Annotated in this window: 16 protein-coding genes; all 16 read right to left on the reverse strand. The window is 60.8% G+C overall.

What is annotated here, in order from left to right; translation table 11 throughout:
• Nucleotides 1-41 precede the first annotated feature (41 nt).
• The 16 genes from ACILSO_RS14245 to ACILSO_RS14320 are packed head-to-tail and all read right to left on the reverse strand — an operon-like array spanning nucleotide 42 to nucleotide 16827.
• Nucleotides 42-845 carry a cytochrome c oxidase subunit II gene (locus ACILSO_RS14245; protein ID WP_395738093.1) on the reverse strand — a complete coding sequence of 268 codons (804 nt, stop codon included), beginning with the start codon at nucleotides 843-845 and terminating at the stop codon, nucleotides 42-44.
• 19 nt (nucleotides 846-864) lie between these two features.
• The gene (locus ACILSO_RS14250; RefSeq protein ID WP_395738094.1) at nucleotides 865-1062 is read right to left on the reverse strand and encodes a hypothetical protein; all 198 of its coding nucleotides are present in this window, start codon (nucleotides 1060-1062) and stop codon (nucleotides 865-867) included.
• Nucleotides 1063-1074: 12 nt separating this feature from the next.
• Nucleotides 1075-1281, reverse strand: a complete 207-nt coding sequence (locus ACILSO_RS14255; RefSeq protein WP_395738095.1) for a hypothetical protein — start codon at nucleotides 1279-1281, stop codon at nucleotides 1075-1077.
• Nucleotides 1282-1295: 14 nt separating this feature from the next.
• Nucleotides 1296-1631, reverse strand: a complete 336-nt coding sequence (locus tag ACILSO_RS14260) for a cytochrome C oxidase subunit IV family protein (RefSeq protein ID WP_395738096.1) — start codon at nucleotides 1629-1631, stop codon at nucleotides 1296-1298.
• A gap of 18 nt (nucleotides 1632-1649) precedes the next feature.
• The gene (locus ACILSO_RS14265) at nucleotides 1650-3164 is read right to left on the reverse strand and encodes a heme-copper oxidase subunit III (RefSeq protein ID WP_395738097.1); all 1515 of its coding nucleotides are present in this window, start codon (nucleotides 3162-3164) and stop codon (nucleotides 1650-1652) included.
• A gap of 36 nt (nucleotides 3165-3200) precedes the next feature.
• The gene (locus ACILSO_RS14270) at nucleotides 3201-5162 is read right to left on the reverse strand and encodes a cbb3-type cytochrome c oxidase subunit I (protein ID WP_395738098.1); all 1962 of its coding nucleotides are present in this window, start codon (nucleotides 5160-5162) and stop codon (nucleotides 3201-3203) included.
• 18 nt (nucleotides 5163-5180) lie between these two features.
• Nucleotides 5181-5975 carry a carboxypeptidase regulatory-like domain-containing protein gene (locus ACILSO_RS14275; protein ID WP_395738099.1) on the reverse strand — a complete coding sequence of 265 codons (795 nt, stop codon included), beginning with the start codon at nucleotides 5973-5975 and terminating at the stop codon, nucleotides 5181-5183.
• A gap of 21 nt (nucleotides 5976-5996) precedes the next feature.
• Nucleotides 5997-6701, reverse strand: coding sequence for a c-type cytochrome (locus ACILSO_RS14280; protein ID WP_395738100.1), 705 nt, complete (start codon nucleotides 6699-6701; stop codon nucleotides 5997-5999).
• A gap of 24 nt (nucleotides 6702-6725) precedes the next feature.
• Complete coding sequence (locus ACILSO_RS14285) at nucleotides 6726-7406, reverse strand: cbb3-type cytochrome c oxidase subunit II (protein ID WP_395738101.1); 681 nt, start codon at nucleotides 7404-7406, stop codon at nucleotides 6726-6728.
• A complete protein-coding gene (locus tag ACILSO_RS14290; protein WP_395738102.1) occupies nucleotides 7403-8887 on the reverse strand; it encodes a cbb3-type cytochrome c oxidase subunit I in 1485 nt (494 codons plus the stop codon). Before ACILSO_RS14290 ends, ACILSO_RS14285 begins: the two co-directional genes overlap by 4 nt.
• A gap of 3 nt (nucleotides 8888-8890) precedes the next feature.
• A complete protein-coding gene (locus tag ACILSO_RS14295; protein ID WP_395738103.1) occupies nucleotides 8891-9355 on the reverse strand; it encodes a hypothetical protein in 465 nt (154 codons plus the stop codon).
• 20 nt (nucleotides 9356-9375) lie between these two features.
• Nucleotides 9376-10713 (reverse strand): hypothetical protein, encoded by a 1338-nt coding sequence (locus ACILSO_RS14300; protein WP_395738104.1) that lies wholly within the window; start codon nucleotides 10711-10713, stop codon nucleotides 9376-9378.
• Between the two features lie 24 nt (nucleotides 10714-10737).
• Entirely contained in the window at nucleotides 10738-11433 is a 696-nt protein-coding gene (locus tag ACILSO_RS14305; RefSeq protein ID WP_395738105.1) for a c-type cytochrome, read from the reverse strand.
• An 18-nt stretch (nucleotides 11434-11451) separates the two neighbouring features.
• Nucleotides 11452-12051 (reverse strand): DUF3341 domain-containing protein, encoded by a 600-nt coding sequence (locus ACILSO_RS14310; protein WP_395738106.1) that lies wholly within the window; start codon nucleotides 12049-12051, stop codon nucleotides 11452-11454.
• A 21-nt stretch (nucleotides 12052-12072) separates the two neighbouring features.
• Nucleotides 12073-13542 carry an NrfD/PsrC family molybdoenzyme membrane anchor subunit gene (gene nrfD, locus ACILSO_RS14315; RefSeq protein ID WP_395738107.1) on the reverse strand — a complete coding sequence of 490 codons (1470 nt, stop codon included), beginning with the start codon at nucleotides 13540-13542 and terminating at the stop codon, nucleotides 12073-12075.
• A gap of 9 nt (nucleotides 13543-13551) precedes the next feature.
• Nucleotides 13552-16827 carry a TAT-variant-translocated molybdopterin oxidoreductase gene (locus ACILSO_RS14320; RefSeq protein ID WP_395738108.1) on the reverse strand — a complete coding sequence of 1092 codons (3276 nt, stop codon included), beginning with the start codon at nucleotides 16825-16827 and terminating at the stop codon, nucleotides 13552-13554.
• Nucleotides 16828-16849 lie beyond the last annotated feature (22 nt).

The raw sequence follows: 16849 nt of genomic DNA on the forward strand, positions 1-16849 counted from the left end.
ATTTTGCCCTTCGGGTCAGCCCTCCTGACGGGGGATGGAAATCAATGAGCAGCAGGCTTCGGGGCGGCGGCTTCAGCAGCCTGGGTCTTCTTCAGCGCGGCGCCAGACTGTTCCTTGGCCCAGGAGTCGTAGTCGGCGGCAGGCACCACTTCGAGGATGGCCTTCATCTGGGCATGGCCCGGGCCGCAAAGCTGGCCGCAGATGATGTCCCAGGTGCCTTCCTTGACCGGCTTGAACCACATGTGGGCCTTCACGCCAGGGGTCGCATCCTGTGCGGCACGCATCGGCACCAGCGCCAGATTGTGAATCACGTCCTTGCTGGCCACGTCCACGATGACCGGGCGGCCCACCGGCAGCTTCATCGTGCCGGGGTTGATGAAGTCATCCTTGCCATTCGGGTCATGGAGATCCTTGCCCGTGGAGTTGGCGCCGTCGATGTTACGCGGATCCCAGGTGCTCAGCATCATGTCGCCGCCGGGATACTGGAAGTTCCAGAGGAACTTCTCACCGAGGGCGCGCATGCGGATCGTGTCCGGGGAGGTGGGGTACTCATCGGCCTGGCGGGACCACAGCGGGAAGGCAAAGCCCAGCAGCAGGATGGCCTCCACAATGACGACACCGATTTCAATGTGCGTGGTCGCATGGCCGCGGAAGCCATGGTAGTCGGCACGGGCGGTTTTCTTCTGGCGGAAGCGGTAGAAGGCGATGCAAAGGTAGATGGACCAGCCGATGCCCAGCACGACCATGAACCAGTGCACAAAGCCCAGCATGTGATCAACGAGGCCGCCATGCTCGGAAGCGTTTGCAGTCTGGCCCAGCCAGATATTGATGGAATCGATTTTCATAGGGGGGAAATTGGAGAAACTAAATCAGGTCCGCGCCGGCTGTGGCGCTGGCGCTGTTCTGGCGGCGGATGAAGGTGACGATGAAGGCCGCCGCGCAGATGAACATGAAGGCGAGGATGCCCAGCATGAACAAAATGGCAAAGCCCTGGGCCTGCCCGACCAGGCTGCCCTTGTCGGCCATGCAGGTGGCGCAGGCGAGAACGGATGTTGGAGGCACGCTGATCACGACTTAGACAATGATGGTGCGCATTTTTTTGACCAGGTACCACACGCCGTAGACCAGGAGCGCCACGCAGAGCAGGCCCGCGTAGTTCTTCAACCCGGCGGCTCCGGCATTGGCGGCTTCCTCAGGCATGAACTGCAGCCACAGCCAGAACGCGGCATCGCACAGAATGGCGAAGACGAGAAAGACGATGTGGAAATGCTTGAGGGACATGGCCGGGGTGCGGGTTACTGCTGTTGTTCGACGGGGGCATAGAAGCCCTTGAACTGCAGCGGGTCTTCGTGGGAAAAGATGAAGAGGGCAAACAGGGCGATCGCGAACGCCACCGTGAAGGCCAGGATCTTGTAGATCAGCGCACGCTCATGATTGAGATGCATGAAGATCAGCGCCACGAGCGCGGCTTTGATCGTCGCCAAAATCATGCCCGCCAGGATGTTCAGGCTGTGGGTGGGCATCTCATAATAGGAGAGTCCCACGGTAGCAGCGCTGGCCAGGATCAGGATCCCGCCAATGATCAGGTACTTCTTGATCGATTTTTGAAGTTCTTCGATGTTGTCAGCCATGGCTATGGGGAAGTGAAATTAGAGGAGATACAGCAGCGGGAAGAGGAAGATCCAGACCAGGTCCACGAAGTGCCAGAACAGGCCGCCGACTTCGACGCGGTTGGCGAGATGTTCTGGATCCTGACGCAGGCGCTTGCCGTCAAACACCAGGAAGTAGAACAGCACGCCAGCACCTGCGACCACGTGCAGCCCGTGCAGGCCGGTCAGGGTGAAGTAGATGGCGTAATAAGTGTTCAGCTTTGGCGTGAAGTTGGAGAAGAAGGTGAAGTCCTTCTTTTCCAGCACCAGCGTGGGGTGATGCGCGTGGGCGCCGCCATGGCCTTCAGAGGGTGCGTGGGCTTCAGCGCCATGCTTGTCGCCGTGGGCTTCGCCTGCTTTCGGGGCTTCCGGAGAATTGAGCGGCAGGATCAGGGACTCCTTCTGCAGAGTGGCAGAGCGGGACTTGTCACGGTCCGGGAAATCCTTCTCAAACTTCGCGATGTGGTGTTCGCGGTTTTCCACGAAAGCTTTCTGCCAGCCTTCACCCAGATAGCGGTGGTCAAAGGCCAGGGACTTCTCAGACACCGCCACACCACGCGCGTCGATGGCGTCCACTTCGATCGTCAGCTTGTCATCCGCGAGCTTGCCATTGGCGGCGGTGCCGTCGCGGAAAACGAGCTGGTTCTCGGTGTAGTTGAAGATTTCGGAGGGCTTCGCGGCAAACTTGATCGGCGCGGAAGCCACGAGCTTCACCTTGGTGTCTGGCACCACATTGTAGATCTTCGCAGCCCGGAGCTTCTCATCAGCCACCTGCTGGGCATACGCGGCTTTGGAATCGCCGGAAGCCTTCAGGCTGTCCGCGAGTTCCTGAGCCTGCCTGGCGGCTTCGAACAGCTCCTTTTTCTTCTCAGCAAGGAGCTTCTGCGCCTGCTCCATGGCACTTGCGTGCAGTTCGCCAAAGGTCTTGTCATTGAGCTCCTGCTCCGTGCCGGAGGGGAACTTGAACTTCGGCGCCGTGCCTTGAATGAAGGGAAGCACATGCTCCACCGGGCCGGCGTCCACCGCTTTGTTTGAACCAGCGATCGTGAGCTCAAGCTCGGTCACGTTGTCAAATTTGACCTGGTAAGGGATGAACTCGTCGTTTGCATCCTTCGGCATGTGGCCGGTGAGGATGGTGCCGTCCGTAAGTTTCACGGCATAGTGCTCAAACTTGGCCTTGTACTCCAGGGACTTGTTGATCATGAAGATCGCCGCGCAGGCCACGGTGACGCCCATGTTGATGCGGTACCAGCCAAACTTGCGCATCTTCAGCATGGCCCACGCCATGACCACCGTCACGGATGAGGCGATGAGAACGACGGTGTTGACGAAGCCAAGCGTCACATTCAGGTCATGCACCGGCCATGGATAGTCGGCACCGACGCGAAGGAAGATGTAGGCGGAGAACAGGCCGCCGAAGAGCATGACTTCCGAGGCCAGGAAGAGCCAGATGCCGATCTTGGCATTGTAAAGACCGGTGTCTGGACGGGCGTGAACGGTGTAGGGGATGTCCATTGAAGTAGTCGCGGTGCGCGGTTCGGAGTTCGCGGTTTAGTGGTGCGCCGGTGCTTTTTCAGCGATGGCTTTGAGGTCGGGTTTACCGGGTTCGGATTCCCACTGCGGATAGAAGTCGCTGCCATGGCCGGGAACGCTGTACTCATAGGGTCCGCGATGGGCGACCGGGTCGAACAGGAAGTTGCCGTGCGGAGGAGGCGTCGGCGTGGCCCAGTCCAGCGTGGTGGCGTTCCATGGGTTGTCGCTGTTGGATTTCTTGCCACCCTTGATGCTGAACCAGAAGTTGAAGATGAAGGGCACCTGGCCGATCGCGAGGATGAAGGCGCCGATGGACATGACCACGTTGAGCGAGAGCATGTTGTCCGGAATGTTCAGGCCAAAGAAGGCGCCGATCTTGTGGGTCAGCGTGGTGGTCCAGTGGCTCATGGCATGGGTGTTTTCGAAGTACTTGCCGCCATCATACCAGCGGCGGTGGAAGCCGGCCATGCCCTGGATGAACATGGGGGCGAAGACAAGGTTCATGCCGAGCAGGGAAGGCCAGAAGTGCAGCTTGCCCAGCTTGTCGCTCATGAACCGTCCGGTGATTTTCGGGAACCAGTGGTACACGCCTGCGAATAGCGCGAAGATCGTTCCTGGCGCGACCACGTAGTGGAAGTGACCGATCACGTAGTAGGTGTCGTGCATCGCAAGGTCGATGAAGGAGAATGCCAGCGGCAGGCCCGTGAGACCGCCGATGCCGAACATCGGCAGGAAGGCGGAGGCGAAGAGCATCTGTGTATTGAACCGGATGGAGCCGCCCCAGAGGGAAACCATCATGCAGGTCAGCAGCACCACCGAGGGAACCGAAATGAGCACCGTGGTGATCTGGAAGTAGGTGGACATCATGGTGCCCATGCCGGTGAGGTACATGTGGTGCGCCCAGACCAGGAAGCTGAGGAAGCCGAGCGTCAGCACGGAGTACACCATCGACTTGTAGCCCCACAGCGGACGGCGGGCGTTGCAAGGGATGACTTCGGAGAGAATGGCGAAGGCCGGAAGGATGAGAACGTACACCTCAGGATGCGCCAGGAACCAGAACAGGTGCTGGTAGAGCAGCGGGCTGCCGCCACCCGAGATGTCCAGGTGCTTGCCACCTTCCATCAGGCCGGTCGGAAGGTAGAAGGAGGAGCCAAACACACGGTCGGAGAGCTGCAGCAGGGCGGCCACTTCCAGCGGCGGGAAGGCCAGCAGAAGCAGGAAGCCGATGACGAACATGGCCCAGCAGAAGAAGGGCATCTTCATCCATGCCATGCCCTTGGTGCGCAGGTTGATGATGGTGGCGATGAAATTGACGGAGCCGAGAAGGGAGGCCGAGATGTTGAACACCATCGCCGTAAGCCACCAGGTGTGGCCGTGGCTCCAGACGCTCGTCACACCAATGTTAGCCGTGGAGGCAAGCGGCGAATACATCGTCCAGCCCGTCTGCACCGGGCCGGTGCCCACGAAGAAGCTCCACATCATCAGCACGCAGCTGATGAAGAACAGCCAGTAGCTGGCCATGTTCAGGCGGGGGAAGGCCATGTCGATCGTGCCGATCTGCAGCGGCATCACGAAGTTGCCGAAGGCTGCGAAGCCCAGCGGCACAATGCCGAAGAACACCATGATGGTGCCGTGCATGGCGCCGAGCATGTTGTAAAGCTCGCCGTTCAGGGAGCCGTCGGCGCTCAGCCAGCGGCCAAACATGCCTTCGAAAAGGTCGCGAATGCCCGGGACGGAGCGGATGAACTCGATCGCCGGCACCGGAACGTTCGGATAGGCGATGCTCCAGCGCATGAGCAGCATGAGGAAGAATCCAAACAGCAGGAAGATCATGCCGGTCAGGCCATACTGAATGCCGATGGTCTTGTGATCACTGGAGAAGATGTACTTCCAGATGAAGCTCTGTTCATGGTGCCCGTGCGCATGGTCGTCATGCGAATGATCGTGGGCGTGATCGTGAGTGGTGGCGGCGGCGCTCATAGGCTGGTGGTCAAAGGGTCAGAGGGGATGGGCATTCGCAAAGTCGAACTCGAAGTCGGCGGTGGCCTTGCCGTCACGGACGGTGACGGTGTGTGTGATGCTTTGCGGAAACTGCGGGTGCCAGGCTTCAACGGTGTATTCACCGTCAGCCAGCGCACGTGAGATGGTGAAACGGCCGTCCGGAGCGGAGACCGCGCTGTGCACGCCATCGTGCACGTACACCCAGGCGTTCATCCAACGATGAACGTCGCACTCCAGGCGATAGATGCCGGGTGTGCTGAAAACCTTGACGTTTTCATCACCCCGGGAGGGCTGGCCAAAATTGTCGATGTTGCTGCTCTTACCCTGCGCCTCATAACGTGCCACGCGGATGTTGTGAAAAGTGAGGTCACTATTGTGAAAACGCACGCTCTGGCCGGGCTGGATGGACAGCGTGTGCGGCACAAACTCACACTTCGTCTGGTCCATCATCGGCGCGCTGGGCGCATTGCTGGCACGCTGGCTGCCACGCACGGTGATCACAGCGTCCGCGAGCGAACCGTCCGCGGCCACTTTCCAGCTGGCGTCCAAAATCTCACCGTGTCCGGTGCAGAACGGGTTGCCTCCGACATCGACGGCCTTCTTCAGCTTCGCGGGATCGGCGCCTTTCAGCGTCACTTTGCCGGTGATGCTCGTTTTTTCGGCAATCTCAACAGCGGGAGGCAGTTTTGCTTCCGCTGCCGCTTCAGGCATCTTGCCGCAACTCACGTTTGCGATCAGCATGACGACTCCGAAGGCAGCCCAAGGTGCCTGGCGGGAGACGGTTTGCTTCACACGGGTCATCGCGGTTTGAAATTACTTGGCGGCAGGTGCTGCGGCGGCTCCGGGCACTTCGCCGGGCACATCTTTTTTAGCGAAAGGCTCAAGCTCCGGCGCGGTCCACTGAGTGCTGCGTTTTTCTTCCTCGCGCACCTTGGCCACCATTTCCTTGGTGATCATGCTTCCCTTGTTGCTCCAGGTATTGCGCACAAAGGTCAGCACGTTCGCAAGGTCTTCCGAAGACATCGTCGCGCCGAAGGCCTGCATGCCGCCGGGGGTGTTGAAGCCCTGGCCCTTCACGGTCACAGGTCCGGTCAGACCATGCTGCACGATGCGGATCAGGCGCTCCGTGCCGCCGAGCACGTATTCAGAGCCATCGAGGGGAGGGAACTGGCCGGGGAGACCACCACCATTGCCCTGATGGCAGCCACCGCAGACGGCATAGCCGGCGGCGCCTTTTTTCATGGCCTTGGCAAATGGATCTGCGGCTCCACCTTCGCCTTCTTTAGTCGGGCGCGGATCGCCACCCTTGGCCAGGGAGAACGGATTGCTCACTTCAAAGGTCCAGCCGCCGGTCATCGGGCCAAGCTGGCTGCCAGCGATGATGGCCACGAGAAAGAGCAAAAAGATCGCTCCCAAGGGTGCGGGCTGGCTTTCGGGAGCGAGATCTTCTTTCTCGCGCTTCACGGCGGAGTGAAGGCGGTCGAGATCGGTGCTGTCTGGATGGGCGGGTGCGCTCATGGGGCGTGCGGGTCGCGGGAGGGGCTACTTTTTGGCGGGAGAGGCAGCGACGGCTGCGCCCTGTCCGGGGACGGGATAATCCTTTTTCAGAGACTGAAGGTATTCGACGAGCTGCTCGGCTTCTTTAGTCGGGACGACTTCATAGCCGGCTTCTGGTGCAAACTGCTTTGGCAGTTTCAGAGCTTGCTTGGAGGCGGGACCCTGCTGCTTCTGCACCTTGTAGAGGTTCTTGTAGGCAGGCATCGTGCTCCAGTCATGCACCGCGCGGGGAGCATAGAGGTGCAGGTGCAGCGTTGCGGCATCCGGTGCGCGCCAGCCGAAGTTGGCAAGGTCCGGACCCACACGCTGAATGCCAAGCAGGGCGTATTTTTCGCCAAGGTAGTCTGCCAGCACGTTCGGGCGCGCAGGCTTTTCAGGGCGGGCTTCCTGATCCTGTCCCCAGCCTCGGTACCAGCCGTCCAGGCCGAGCTGGACCGGACGGATCATCTGGGTGTGGCACTGGTTGCAGCCTTCGCTGATGTAGACGAGCTGGCCCTGGCCATTGATTGGGGCGGGTGGGAAGTAGCCTTCGACGCCGTCCTTTTCCTTATCATAGGCGACGGGGGCGAGCTGCTCGTACTTCATCGCTGGAAGAACGATGAGGCACAGCCAAGGCAGCCCGAAAGAGGCGGCGAGACCGAGAATGAAGGTGCGGAAGTTCGTCATGCGTGGGCTTCGTGGGGAAGAGCGTGATCGTCATGGTGTTCGAGCAGGGTGGGGGCCGAGCTGCGGCGACCCAGGCCTGCGACCATGAGCAGGAGGTGAAGAAGGAACATGAAGTTCGAGAAGCTGATGAGCGCCCAGGCCACGGCGCGGGAAACCACATACGGACGGGAGTTCACCACGTGGTTCATGAAGGTCTGGTCCCAGTGCTCCGGATCATTCAGATCCGCGCCCTGCTGCCAGCCGGCCACCAGGCTCATGATGACGATGGTGCCCACGCCGTAGACGGAGAACCAGAAGTGGTTGCGGATCAGACGCACGCTGAGCCATTCACAGCCCGAGAGGCGGGGGACGATGTAGTAGATGGCACCGAAGACGCACATGCTGAAGAAACCGTACACGCTCACCGTCTGGAAGGCATACCAGGACTGGGTGAACTGCATGTTCGCTCCCGTCCAGAAAGCCGAATTCAGCGCCAGCACCAGACCGGAGACCGGGTAAAAGATCGCTCCGAAGAAGATGAAACGCAGCGTGGGGCTCGTGGCCACGGCGCTGTGCTTGCCCAGCGTGGTGAGATGATGGTTCAGGCCGACAAGACCCACCGGGATCAGCAGCAGGACGCCAGTGCAGGCACCCACGGAGGACATCCAGGCCGGAAGCGGGCCGCCCATGTATTTCTGCATGCCGGTCCAGCCGCCGAGGATGGCCAAGCTCCAGAAACCCGCGGAAGCGAGCTGTGCGGAGGCGATGGGCTGTCCGGTGATCTTCGGAATGAAGTAGTAGGCAGCGCCGACTCCGACGGGCACGAAGAACAGCAGGATCACCGTGTGAATGTACCAGGCATCAATGCCGGCGCCGATGGCTCCGAGGCCGGGCAGGCAGTGCAGGGCCACGTTGGCCGTGATGAAGATCCAGGGGAACCAGAAGCAGGCGCCCAGAATGTACCACGTGCTGACCATGAAGCCTTCGGGGCGGAGGGCGCGGCCAAACATGCGGGCGATCGGCCAGGCGTAGCAGAGGAAGCAGGCCAGCAGCACCGGCCACACAAACTTCGGCATCTCCAGCCACTCGATCGAGGTGCTCTTGCCCATCAGGATGGCGAGAATGCCCACGGTGATGGTGATGTTCCAGAACACACCGGCAGTGATCAGGAGGCTCTTGCCGCCCTTTAGCTCCTGACCCGAGCGGCGGGCCATGATCCAGAGCATCACACCCAGCGCGGCCTGAACTCCCCAGCCATAGACGAGGGCGTTGATGTGCGCGGGCTGCAGGCGGCCGTAGGCAATGTAAGCGCAGTCGCCGAGGAACTCAGGCTCGACCAGCTTGATCGCGGCAAGAACGCCGAGAAGCGTGGAGAGCATGAGCCAGAAAGCTCCGTTTGTGAAAAGGAAGAGCACGGGGCCTTTCACCGACTTGTCGATCGCCGCGCGGCGAAGATTGTCGGCCTGAAGGTCTGTGTCAGGGGTGGCGGGAGTGGTCTGCATGACTTACTTGGGCGGAGCGGGTGCGGCAGGGGCGGGAGCAGGAGCTGCGGGAGCAGCCGGTGCGGTTGCGGGAGCTGGGGCTGCCGAAGGGGCAGGAGCCGCCGGAGGAGCAGCGGGCGCCGCAGCTGGGGCAGGGGCCGCAGCGGCAGCTTGTTTGAGCTGGGTGGGCGATCCGGGGACCACCTGTGTGCTCGCTTCTTCTGCCTTGGCGGCCAGGTCTTTGAATGATTTTGCAAACACGTCCGCCTTCTTCTTGGGGTCGTTCAGACCCAGGCTGGCGAGGCTCTTTGCCTGGGCGGCAAGAATTTCAGCCGTGTTGTCCTGGCGCTCCTTCTCGCGCGGGTCAAAGCCCTGCTTCGAGTCGTTGGCTGCCTGGATGAGGATGAAGAGCACGGCGAAGCCTGCGAAGGCTCCCAGCACCCACGTAAACGTGGCTCCGGCTTTTTTGGGTTGATCGGGCTGCGACATGGAAAATCGGGGACGGGGAATCAGTTGACGACGTTGACGGACTCGATGAGGCGCGGATCACGCCATGGATACAGGCTGAACTTGGACAGGCTGCGCAGGTAGAGGAAGCCCATGGTGCCAAACACCGCGAGCAGCGCGGCAAGATCCTGCACCCAGGCGCCGGAAACAAACACTCCCTTGCCCAGCGAGGGGCCGCGCTCGGGAATCACGATCCAGTAGATGTCCACGAGGTGCATGAAGAGAATCCAGATACAACCCACGCTGATGACGACCGGGTTCTTCTTGAGCTTCTGCGAAAGGAGGAACAGGAACGGACCGATGAAGTGACCCAGCAGGATGAAGATGGAGACGTAGCGCCATTCCTCCGTGTTGCGGGTCAGGTAGAAGCGGGTTTCTTCCGTGATGTTGGCATACCAGATCAGGAAATACTGGCTGAAAGAGATGTAGGCCCAGAACACCGTGAAGGCGAACAGCAGCTTGCCCATCAGATGGTAGTGCTCGTCCGTGACGACCTTCTGCAGGTAGCCCAGGCTGCGCAGCCAGCTGACGACCAGGATGGACACTGCCATCGAAGACCAGGCGCAGCCGGCAAAGATGTACACACCCCACATCGTGGAGAACCAGTTGTAGTCCAGACCCACCAGCCAGTCATACGCGGCAAAGGTGACCGTCAGGGCGAAGGGCAGCAGCACAATGCAGGAGAACTGGCGGGACCAGATCGTGTGCTTGATGTCGCCATCCTGCTCCTGTTTCACCGACCTGCCACGCAGGGTGCTGGCGATGACCCAGAGGATGATGAAATACAGCACGAAGCGCACCTGCCAGCTGAACGCCGAACTCAGCGTGAAGGCGCCGAAGTGCTCGGTGAGGTTCATGTAGCCAAATTTGGAGACCAGCACATGCAGGTGGGGATTGTCCGCCGCCATGTGGTGCAGCGCTTCTCTCACCGTGCCACCGTGCTCGCTCGCCTGCTTGGCTGCGGCGCGATGATGGTTCATCCACTCATACAGCGGTGACTGCACCGCAGGGATGAGGAGGGGGGAGGTCAGAAGAGCCAGCGGGATGACCATGTTGGCCAGGTTTTCCCAGATGCGGCGCACGGCAACGCCCCAGCTCGAGTTCGAGGCGCTGTGGAGCAGGATCCAGAAGCAGCCACCCACCACGAAGGTGAAGACGAAGAAGATCGCGAACAGCCAGGAGTAGGCGAAGGTGTCTGTGTTGGCGTAGAAAAAGTAGGCCGAAGCGGCGAGACCGACCAGGCCTAGGAGGCCCAGCGTACCAATGAGCTTGCTGCCCTTGGCTGGTTCGAATTTTTCTCCGCCCTGGGGCAGATCGTTGAAGGTGACGTGGTGACTCATGCCGTGTTTCGCGTGATCGGGCCGTTACTGGAGGGGAAGGGTGACGCCGGAATCTTTAGCGGCGGTTTGCAGAGTGCGGATGTAGGCCACGATGGCCCAGCGGTCGCGCAGGGTGATGTTGCCGCCGTAGCCGCCCATCAGGCCTTTGCCGTTGGTGATGACATCAAAGATGGCACCATCCGCGCGGTAGGCGGCTGCGTTGGCCTTGTCCAGATTGCCAGGCTGCTGGAAATTGAAGGCGGTGAGAATGCCATACTTGGAGGTCACGCCCTTGCCATTGCCGGAAGCACCGTGGCAGATCGCGCAATGAATGTTGAAACGCTGCTCGCCGCGCTTCAGGAAAGCTTCCGTGAACACCGTGCTGTCTCCGGTGATTTCCTTGGGGAGGCCGTCGCCATAGAAGTCGCCCATTTTGCCGGTGCTATAGTAGTCAAGACCGCTGGTGAAAGCGACGCGCGCTGGCGCAGCTTTCTTTTCCTTGGCGTCCACGGCTGCGACTGAGGGGATTTCAAATCCCATCGGCTGCGTGCCTTTGACGGGCATGCGGGCACCACGGCCGTCAGCGAAGAATTCGCTGGTGGCCTGATACTTGATTTTGGCCTGATGGTCCATGTCAGGCAGGATTTCGATCGGCGGCAATTCGGACTTGCTGCCACGGAATCCAAACGCGCTCACAATGATCGCGCCGACAAACAGATAGCTGAGAAAGAAGTACTTCATGGTGCGGGTAAGCGAGGCTTAGATTTCGTCCTCCACGAGTTCGATGTTCTTGCCGCCGGCTTTTTCGAGAAGGGTCTTGGTGCCTTCCTGGGAGAATTTGGGGTCGCGGGCTTCGATGCAGACGAAGAAGCCGTCGTCGGAGAACTTGCTGAAGTTCTTGGAGACAAACAGCGGGTGGTTCCAGCGTGGCAGGCCGATGAGTGCCAGCAGGCCGAACAGTGTGGTGAAGGCGCTGAAGAGAATCGTCAGCTCAAACATCACCGGGAAGAAGGCCGGAAGCGTCCAGATGTCCGTGGGCTTGCCCTGCACGACCGTGGGATAGGTTTCCACGATTTTCTGCAGGAAGCCGAGGCCGATGTGGCTCCAGAAGTTGGTCTGAGTGATCGTTTCCAGGGTGAAGGCCACCGTGGTGCCGGTGATGCCGCCGCAGAAGACGAACATGGGCAGCTTGGAGCGTGGATTGCCCATGGCGTCGTCCATTCCGTGAATGGGGAAGGGGGAATGGACGTCCCAGCGCTGATAACCGGCATCGCGCACATGCTCGGCGGCATGGTAGAGATCCTTCACGCTGTCAAATTCAGCGAGGTAGCCGTGGACTCGTTTGAGGGTGGTGCTCACAGTCGGGGTGCGGTTATAAGGTTAGGCGGCAGCGGCAACGGGTTTGGCGACGTGGCGGTCTGGGTAGTCCATGAGGTCCTCCTCCTGGATGCCCTTCTCGGCGTGGTCGTCGGCATGAGCGTTCGACTGTGGCAGGACGCCTTTCACTTCTCCAATCGCGATGACTGGCAGGAAGCGCAGGAACAGAAGGAACAGCATCATGAAGAAGCCGAAGGTGCCGAGGAAGGTGTACTTATCCACCCAGGTGGCTTCATACACGCGCCAGGAACCCGGCGTCATGTGGCGCTCAAGGGTGGTGGCGATGATGACGTAGCGCTCGAACCACATGCCGGCGTTCACAAACATGCAGACGATCATGACCACCCACACATTGTGGCGGCACCAGCGGCTCCAGAACAGCTGCGGGGCAAACACGTTGCAGCCAAACATCCAGTAGTAAGCCCAGGTGGAAGGACCGGTCAGACCGCGCAGAGTGAAGGCGGCCGCTTCATACGGGTTGGCGCTGTAGTAGGCCACGAAGAGCTCCATGCAGTAGGCGTAGCCGACGATCGTGCCCGTGAGCAGGATGATCTTGGCCATGTTGTCCACGTGCTTTGGCGTGATCAGGTCGTCCAGGCCGTAGATGCGGCGCACTGGAAGCATGAGCGTCAGCACCATCGCGAAACCGCCGAAGATGGCGCCTGCCACGAAGTAGGGCGGGAAGATGGTGGTGTGCCAGCCAGGAACCACGGAGGTGGCGAAGTCGAAGGACACGACGGAGTGCACGGAAAGCACCAGCGGTGTGGAGAGAGCGGCCAGCAGCATGTAGGCCGTCTCATAGTGGCTCCAGTGGCGGTTGCCACCGCGCCAGCCGAGGGCGAACAGGCCGTAGAGGAACTTCTTCAGGCCGGGACGGCAGCGGTCACGCAGTGTCGCAAGGTCAGGGACGAGGCCGAGGAACCAGAACACGAGGGAGACGGAGAAGTAAGTCGAAACCGCGAACACGTCCCAGAGCAGGGGAGACTTGAAGTTCTGCCAGATGGCGTTGGCGTTCGGGATCGGGGCCAGGAACCACACCATCCACACACGGCCGACGTGGAAGGCCGGGAAGAGACCGGCGCACATCACGGCGAAGATTGTCATGGCTTCCGCAGCGCGGTTCACGGACGTACGCCACTTCTGGCGGGTCAGGAACAAGATGGCGGAAATGAGCGTGCCAGCGTGGCCGATACCGATCCAGAACACGAAGTTCGTGATGTCCCAGGCCCAGGCGACCGGCTGCTTCTGTCCCCACACACCGACGCCGGTGGAAATGAGGTAGGTGAAGCAGAACACCATGAGGCCGGTGAGCAGCACGGAGGGGACAAACAGGATCCACCACAAGGCGGGCTGCTTGTTTTCCACGATGCCGCAGATGCGGTTCGTGATCCAGGAATAGGATCGGTTGTTCAGCACCAGCGGCTCGCGGTCGAGGATGCGCGGTGTGTTTTTAGCTGTAGCGGAGGCGTCCATGTGTCCGGTTTAGAATTGGTTGTTGCTCCACACGGCGATGTTTTCTGCGCCGGGCATGTTCTTGTTCGGATTGCGCAGACGGGCGAGGTAGCTCGTGCGCGGGCGGGTGCCGATGTATTTGAGCAGCTGGTAATCGCGTGGTGATGTTTTCGACTGGGCCACGGCGGATTTCGCATCGGCCATGTCTCCGAAGATGATGGCTTCCGCCGGGCAGGCCTGCTGGCAGGCGGATTTGATGGTGTCGGTCGGCACCCGGAAGTTCTTGGTGTCGCGCTGCACCTGCTTCTGCAGGATTTTGGCGGACTCCAGACGCTGCACGCAGTAAGTGCACTTCTCGATGACGCCGCGCATGCGGACGGTGACGTTCGGGTTGCGCTGGAGGCGAAGGCTTTCGTCTTCCTTCTTCTCGCCGAGCGGCCCGGCGTAAAGATTGCCGACTTTCATGCCGAGCACCTTCGTTTCGATCAGCGGATTGCGCTTGTTGTAGTCGAACCAGTTGAAACGGCGGGCGGTGTAAGGGCAGTTGTTCGCGCAATAGCGGGTGCCAATGCAGCGGTTGTAGGCCATCGCGTTCAGGCCGTCCGGCGTGTGGACGGTGGCGTTCACCGGGCACACGGTTTCGCACGGTGCCGCTTCGCACTGCTGGCAGGCCACGGGCTGGTGCACCATTTCGGCGTTTTCCAGCTGCTCCGGCGTGGCGTTGTCCACCGCGAAGGTGCTTTCCTGATCGACGTTGTTCTTGCCCCACTTCGGCACGGCGAAGTAGCGGTCCATGCGGATCCACTGCATCACGCGGCCTTTGCGGACTTGGTCTTTGCCGACGACGGGAATGTTGTTTTCGCTCTGGCAGGCGACGATGCAGGCCGTGCAGCCAATGCACTTGCTCAGGTCGATCGTCATGCCCCACTGGTGCTGCTTCTCGTAGTCGAAGCCGTCCGGATTCTCCTCGGACTTCACGCCCACCTGGCCTTTGTAGAAGGAGATGTTTTCCGGGATGTGGGCGTCCATGCCCGTCTTCTGGGCAAAGGCCGTGTCCTTGTTGAAGGTTTCCAGCGTGCCTTCGCGATACAGCGCGCGGCCTTCCATCGTGTTGTGCTCCTGCGTGATGGCAAGTTCAGCGACGGCGGGCAGCACATCGATCTTGGCTCCGCTCAAAACAAACGTGCCGGGCTGCTTGCGCAGCGCATAGGCGTTCACTCCGCGGCCGCCACCAACCACGCCAACGCCTTCCTGGCCGTAGCCAAGCTGAACGGTGATGGAGTTGGACACATGCCCCGGGGCTTCAATGGCAGGGATTTCGATGGAGGCTCCACCGACGGTAATTTTGACGTGCTGGCCTTCTTTGAGACCCAAGCGATGGAAGGTGGCGGAACCAATCCAGGCCGCGTTCTCCCAGGTAAGCTTCGTCACCGGATCGGGTGCTTCCTGCAGCCAGGCGTTGTTGGCGTAACGTCCGTCATAGACGCTGGAGTCAGCCACGAGCACCACTTCGAGTGCTTCTGCCGTAGGAGCGGTCACAGCTGCGGCCTTGCCCACGAGGCCACCCACAGCGGCGGCGTTCGGCGTTCCGGTTGCCTTCGTATAGGCAGAGCCTTTGAGGAAACCGTCACGCAGGGTGAAATTCCATTTCTTCTCGTCCATGCTGCCTGCCACGGTGGCGAAAGTGTCGCGCACTGCGGTGTAGGCTGCATCTTCAGCAGGAGCGGCTGGTGCAGCACCGGCGGCGGCAGGCGCAGCGGCTTCGGCCGGACCCAGTTTCTTACGGCCGAGGAGTGCCAGGAGCACTTCCACACGGCTGGCACCGTCATACAGAGGTGCGATCATCGGCTGGACGACGGAGTAGGTACCGTCAGCAGCACGCACGTCTCCCCACACTTCCAGGTAATGAGCGGCTGGAATGTGCAGCGCGGCCTGGGTGGCCGTGACATTCTTCAGCATGCCGACGTGAACGAGATTCACTTTCTTCTCCTTCACGAGCTTGGCCAGTTCGGCAGCGTCCGGAGCGTCGTGATAGAGGTTGGCAGAGGTCAGCGAGACCAGCGTCTTCAGCTGGCCGCCGGCGATGGCTGCCTGCAGATCGGCGAAGGTGCCGAGCTCAGGGCCGACGGGAGCCTGCAGCAGGTCCACCACGGAATCGTAGGCGCCCAGGGCGTTGTTGATCGAAGCCACCAAGGCGTGCACTTCAGCGCCGTAGCGGGAACCGGCGAGAACGACGGACTTGCCCTTGTTGTCGATCAAGTCACGCACTGCGGGTGCGATCCAATTTTTGAGATCTTCAGAAGCCGTGTCGGCCAGAGCCTTTGCGGAGCTGTCTCCGAGCTGGGAGGCGATGAGCGCTGCTGCCACCGGGATGAGGCTGGCTGGGAGCGGCTTGCGATGGTCGGCCATGCCGCCGGTCAGCGTGTAGCGGTTTTCCAGAACGTACAGGCGGTTCATCTCCTGCTCTGGCGTACTCTTGTCTGTGGCACGCTTCTTGGTGAAGGCGGAGATCGGCTCGCCCGCCACCGGGTCCACGCCGAGGAAATCGCAGTCCAGCGAGAGGATGCGCATCGCGGAGCCGAGCTTCACGAAGGTCTTCACATTCGCTCCCAGGACTTCCTTGTTCGCTGCAGCCTGGCCTTCGCCGCCGAGCGCCTCATACTGGTAGAACTTGATCTGCGGGTAGGCGGTCTTCAGCTCGCCCAGCAGGCGCTGATACGTCGGGGAGGAGGAACCGCCCATCACGATGCCAAGGCTGGCACCGGAGGATTTTTTTGCTTCTTCCACGGCCTTGCCCAGCAGGTCATTGGCCTTGGCCCAGGAGAGGTCCTTGCCTTCGCCCATGGGCTTCTGCGAGCGCTCAGGGTCGTAAAGATCGAGCACGGAAGCCTGTGCAAAGCTGTCCATGATGCCACCCACCGGATGGAGGGGATTGGGGGCAAGATGCGTCGGACGGCCTTCATGCGTGGTGACCACCAGCGGCACGGCACCGCCATGATGCGGCATGGTCGTTGCATACAGGAGAGACTTGCCCGGAATCATCCACTCCACATGCTGAGTATAGGGGAGGATGTTGACGATCGGACGGCGGCAGCTTGCCAGACCCATCATGCCAACGCTGGCACCCATGATCTTCAAGAAGTCACGGCGGCTGTTCTCACGCTCTTCTTCATTGAGCGTATCTCCCGCGGGGAATTCACGGCCCAGATTTTTCAAGAAATCTTCACGGCGGTCCAGTTCGGCGACGCTGCGCCAGTAGCGCTTGGCGTTTTGCGGCTCCTCAGGATGCTTCCAAATGCGTTTCATGTGTCAGGAAAAGGGGCGGCGG

The organism is Prosthecobacter sp. (assembly GCF_044226605.1).
In the GTDB taxonomy this organism is placed as follows: Bacteria; Verrucomicrobiota; Verrucomicrobiia; order Verrucomicrobiales; family Verrucomicrobiaceae; genus Prosthecobacter.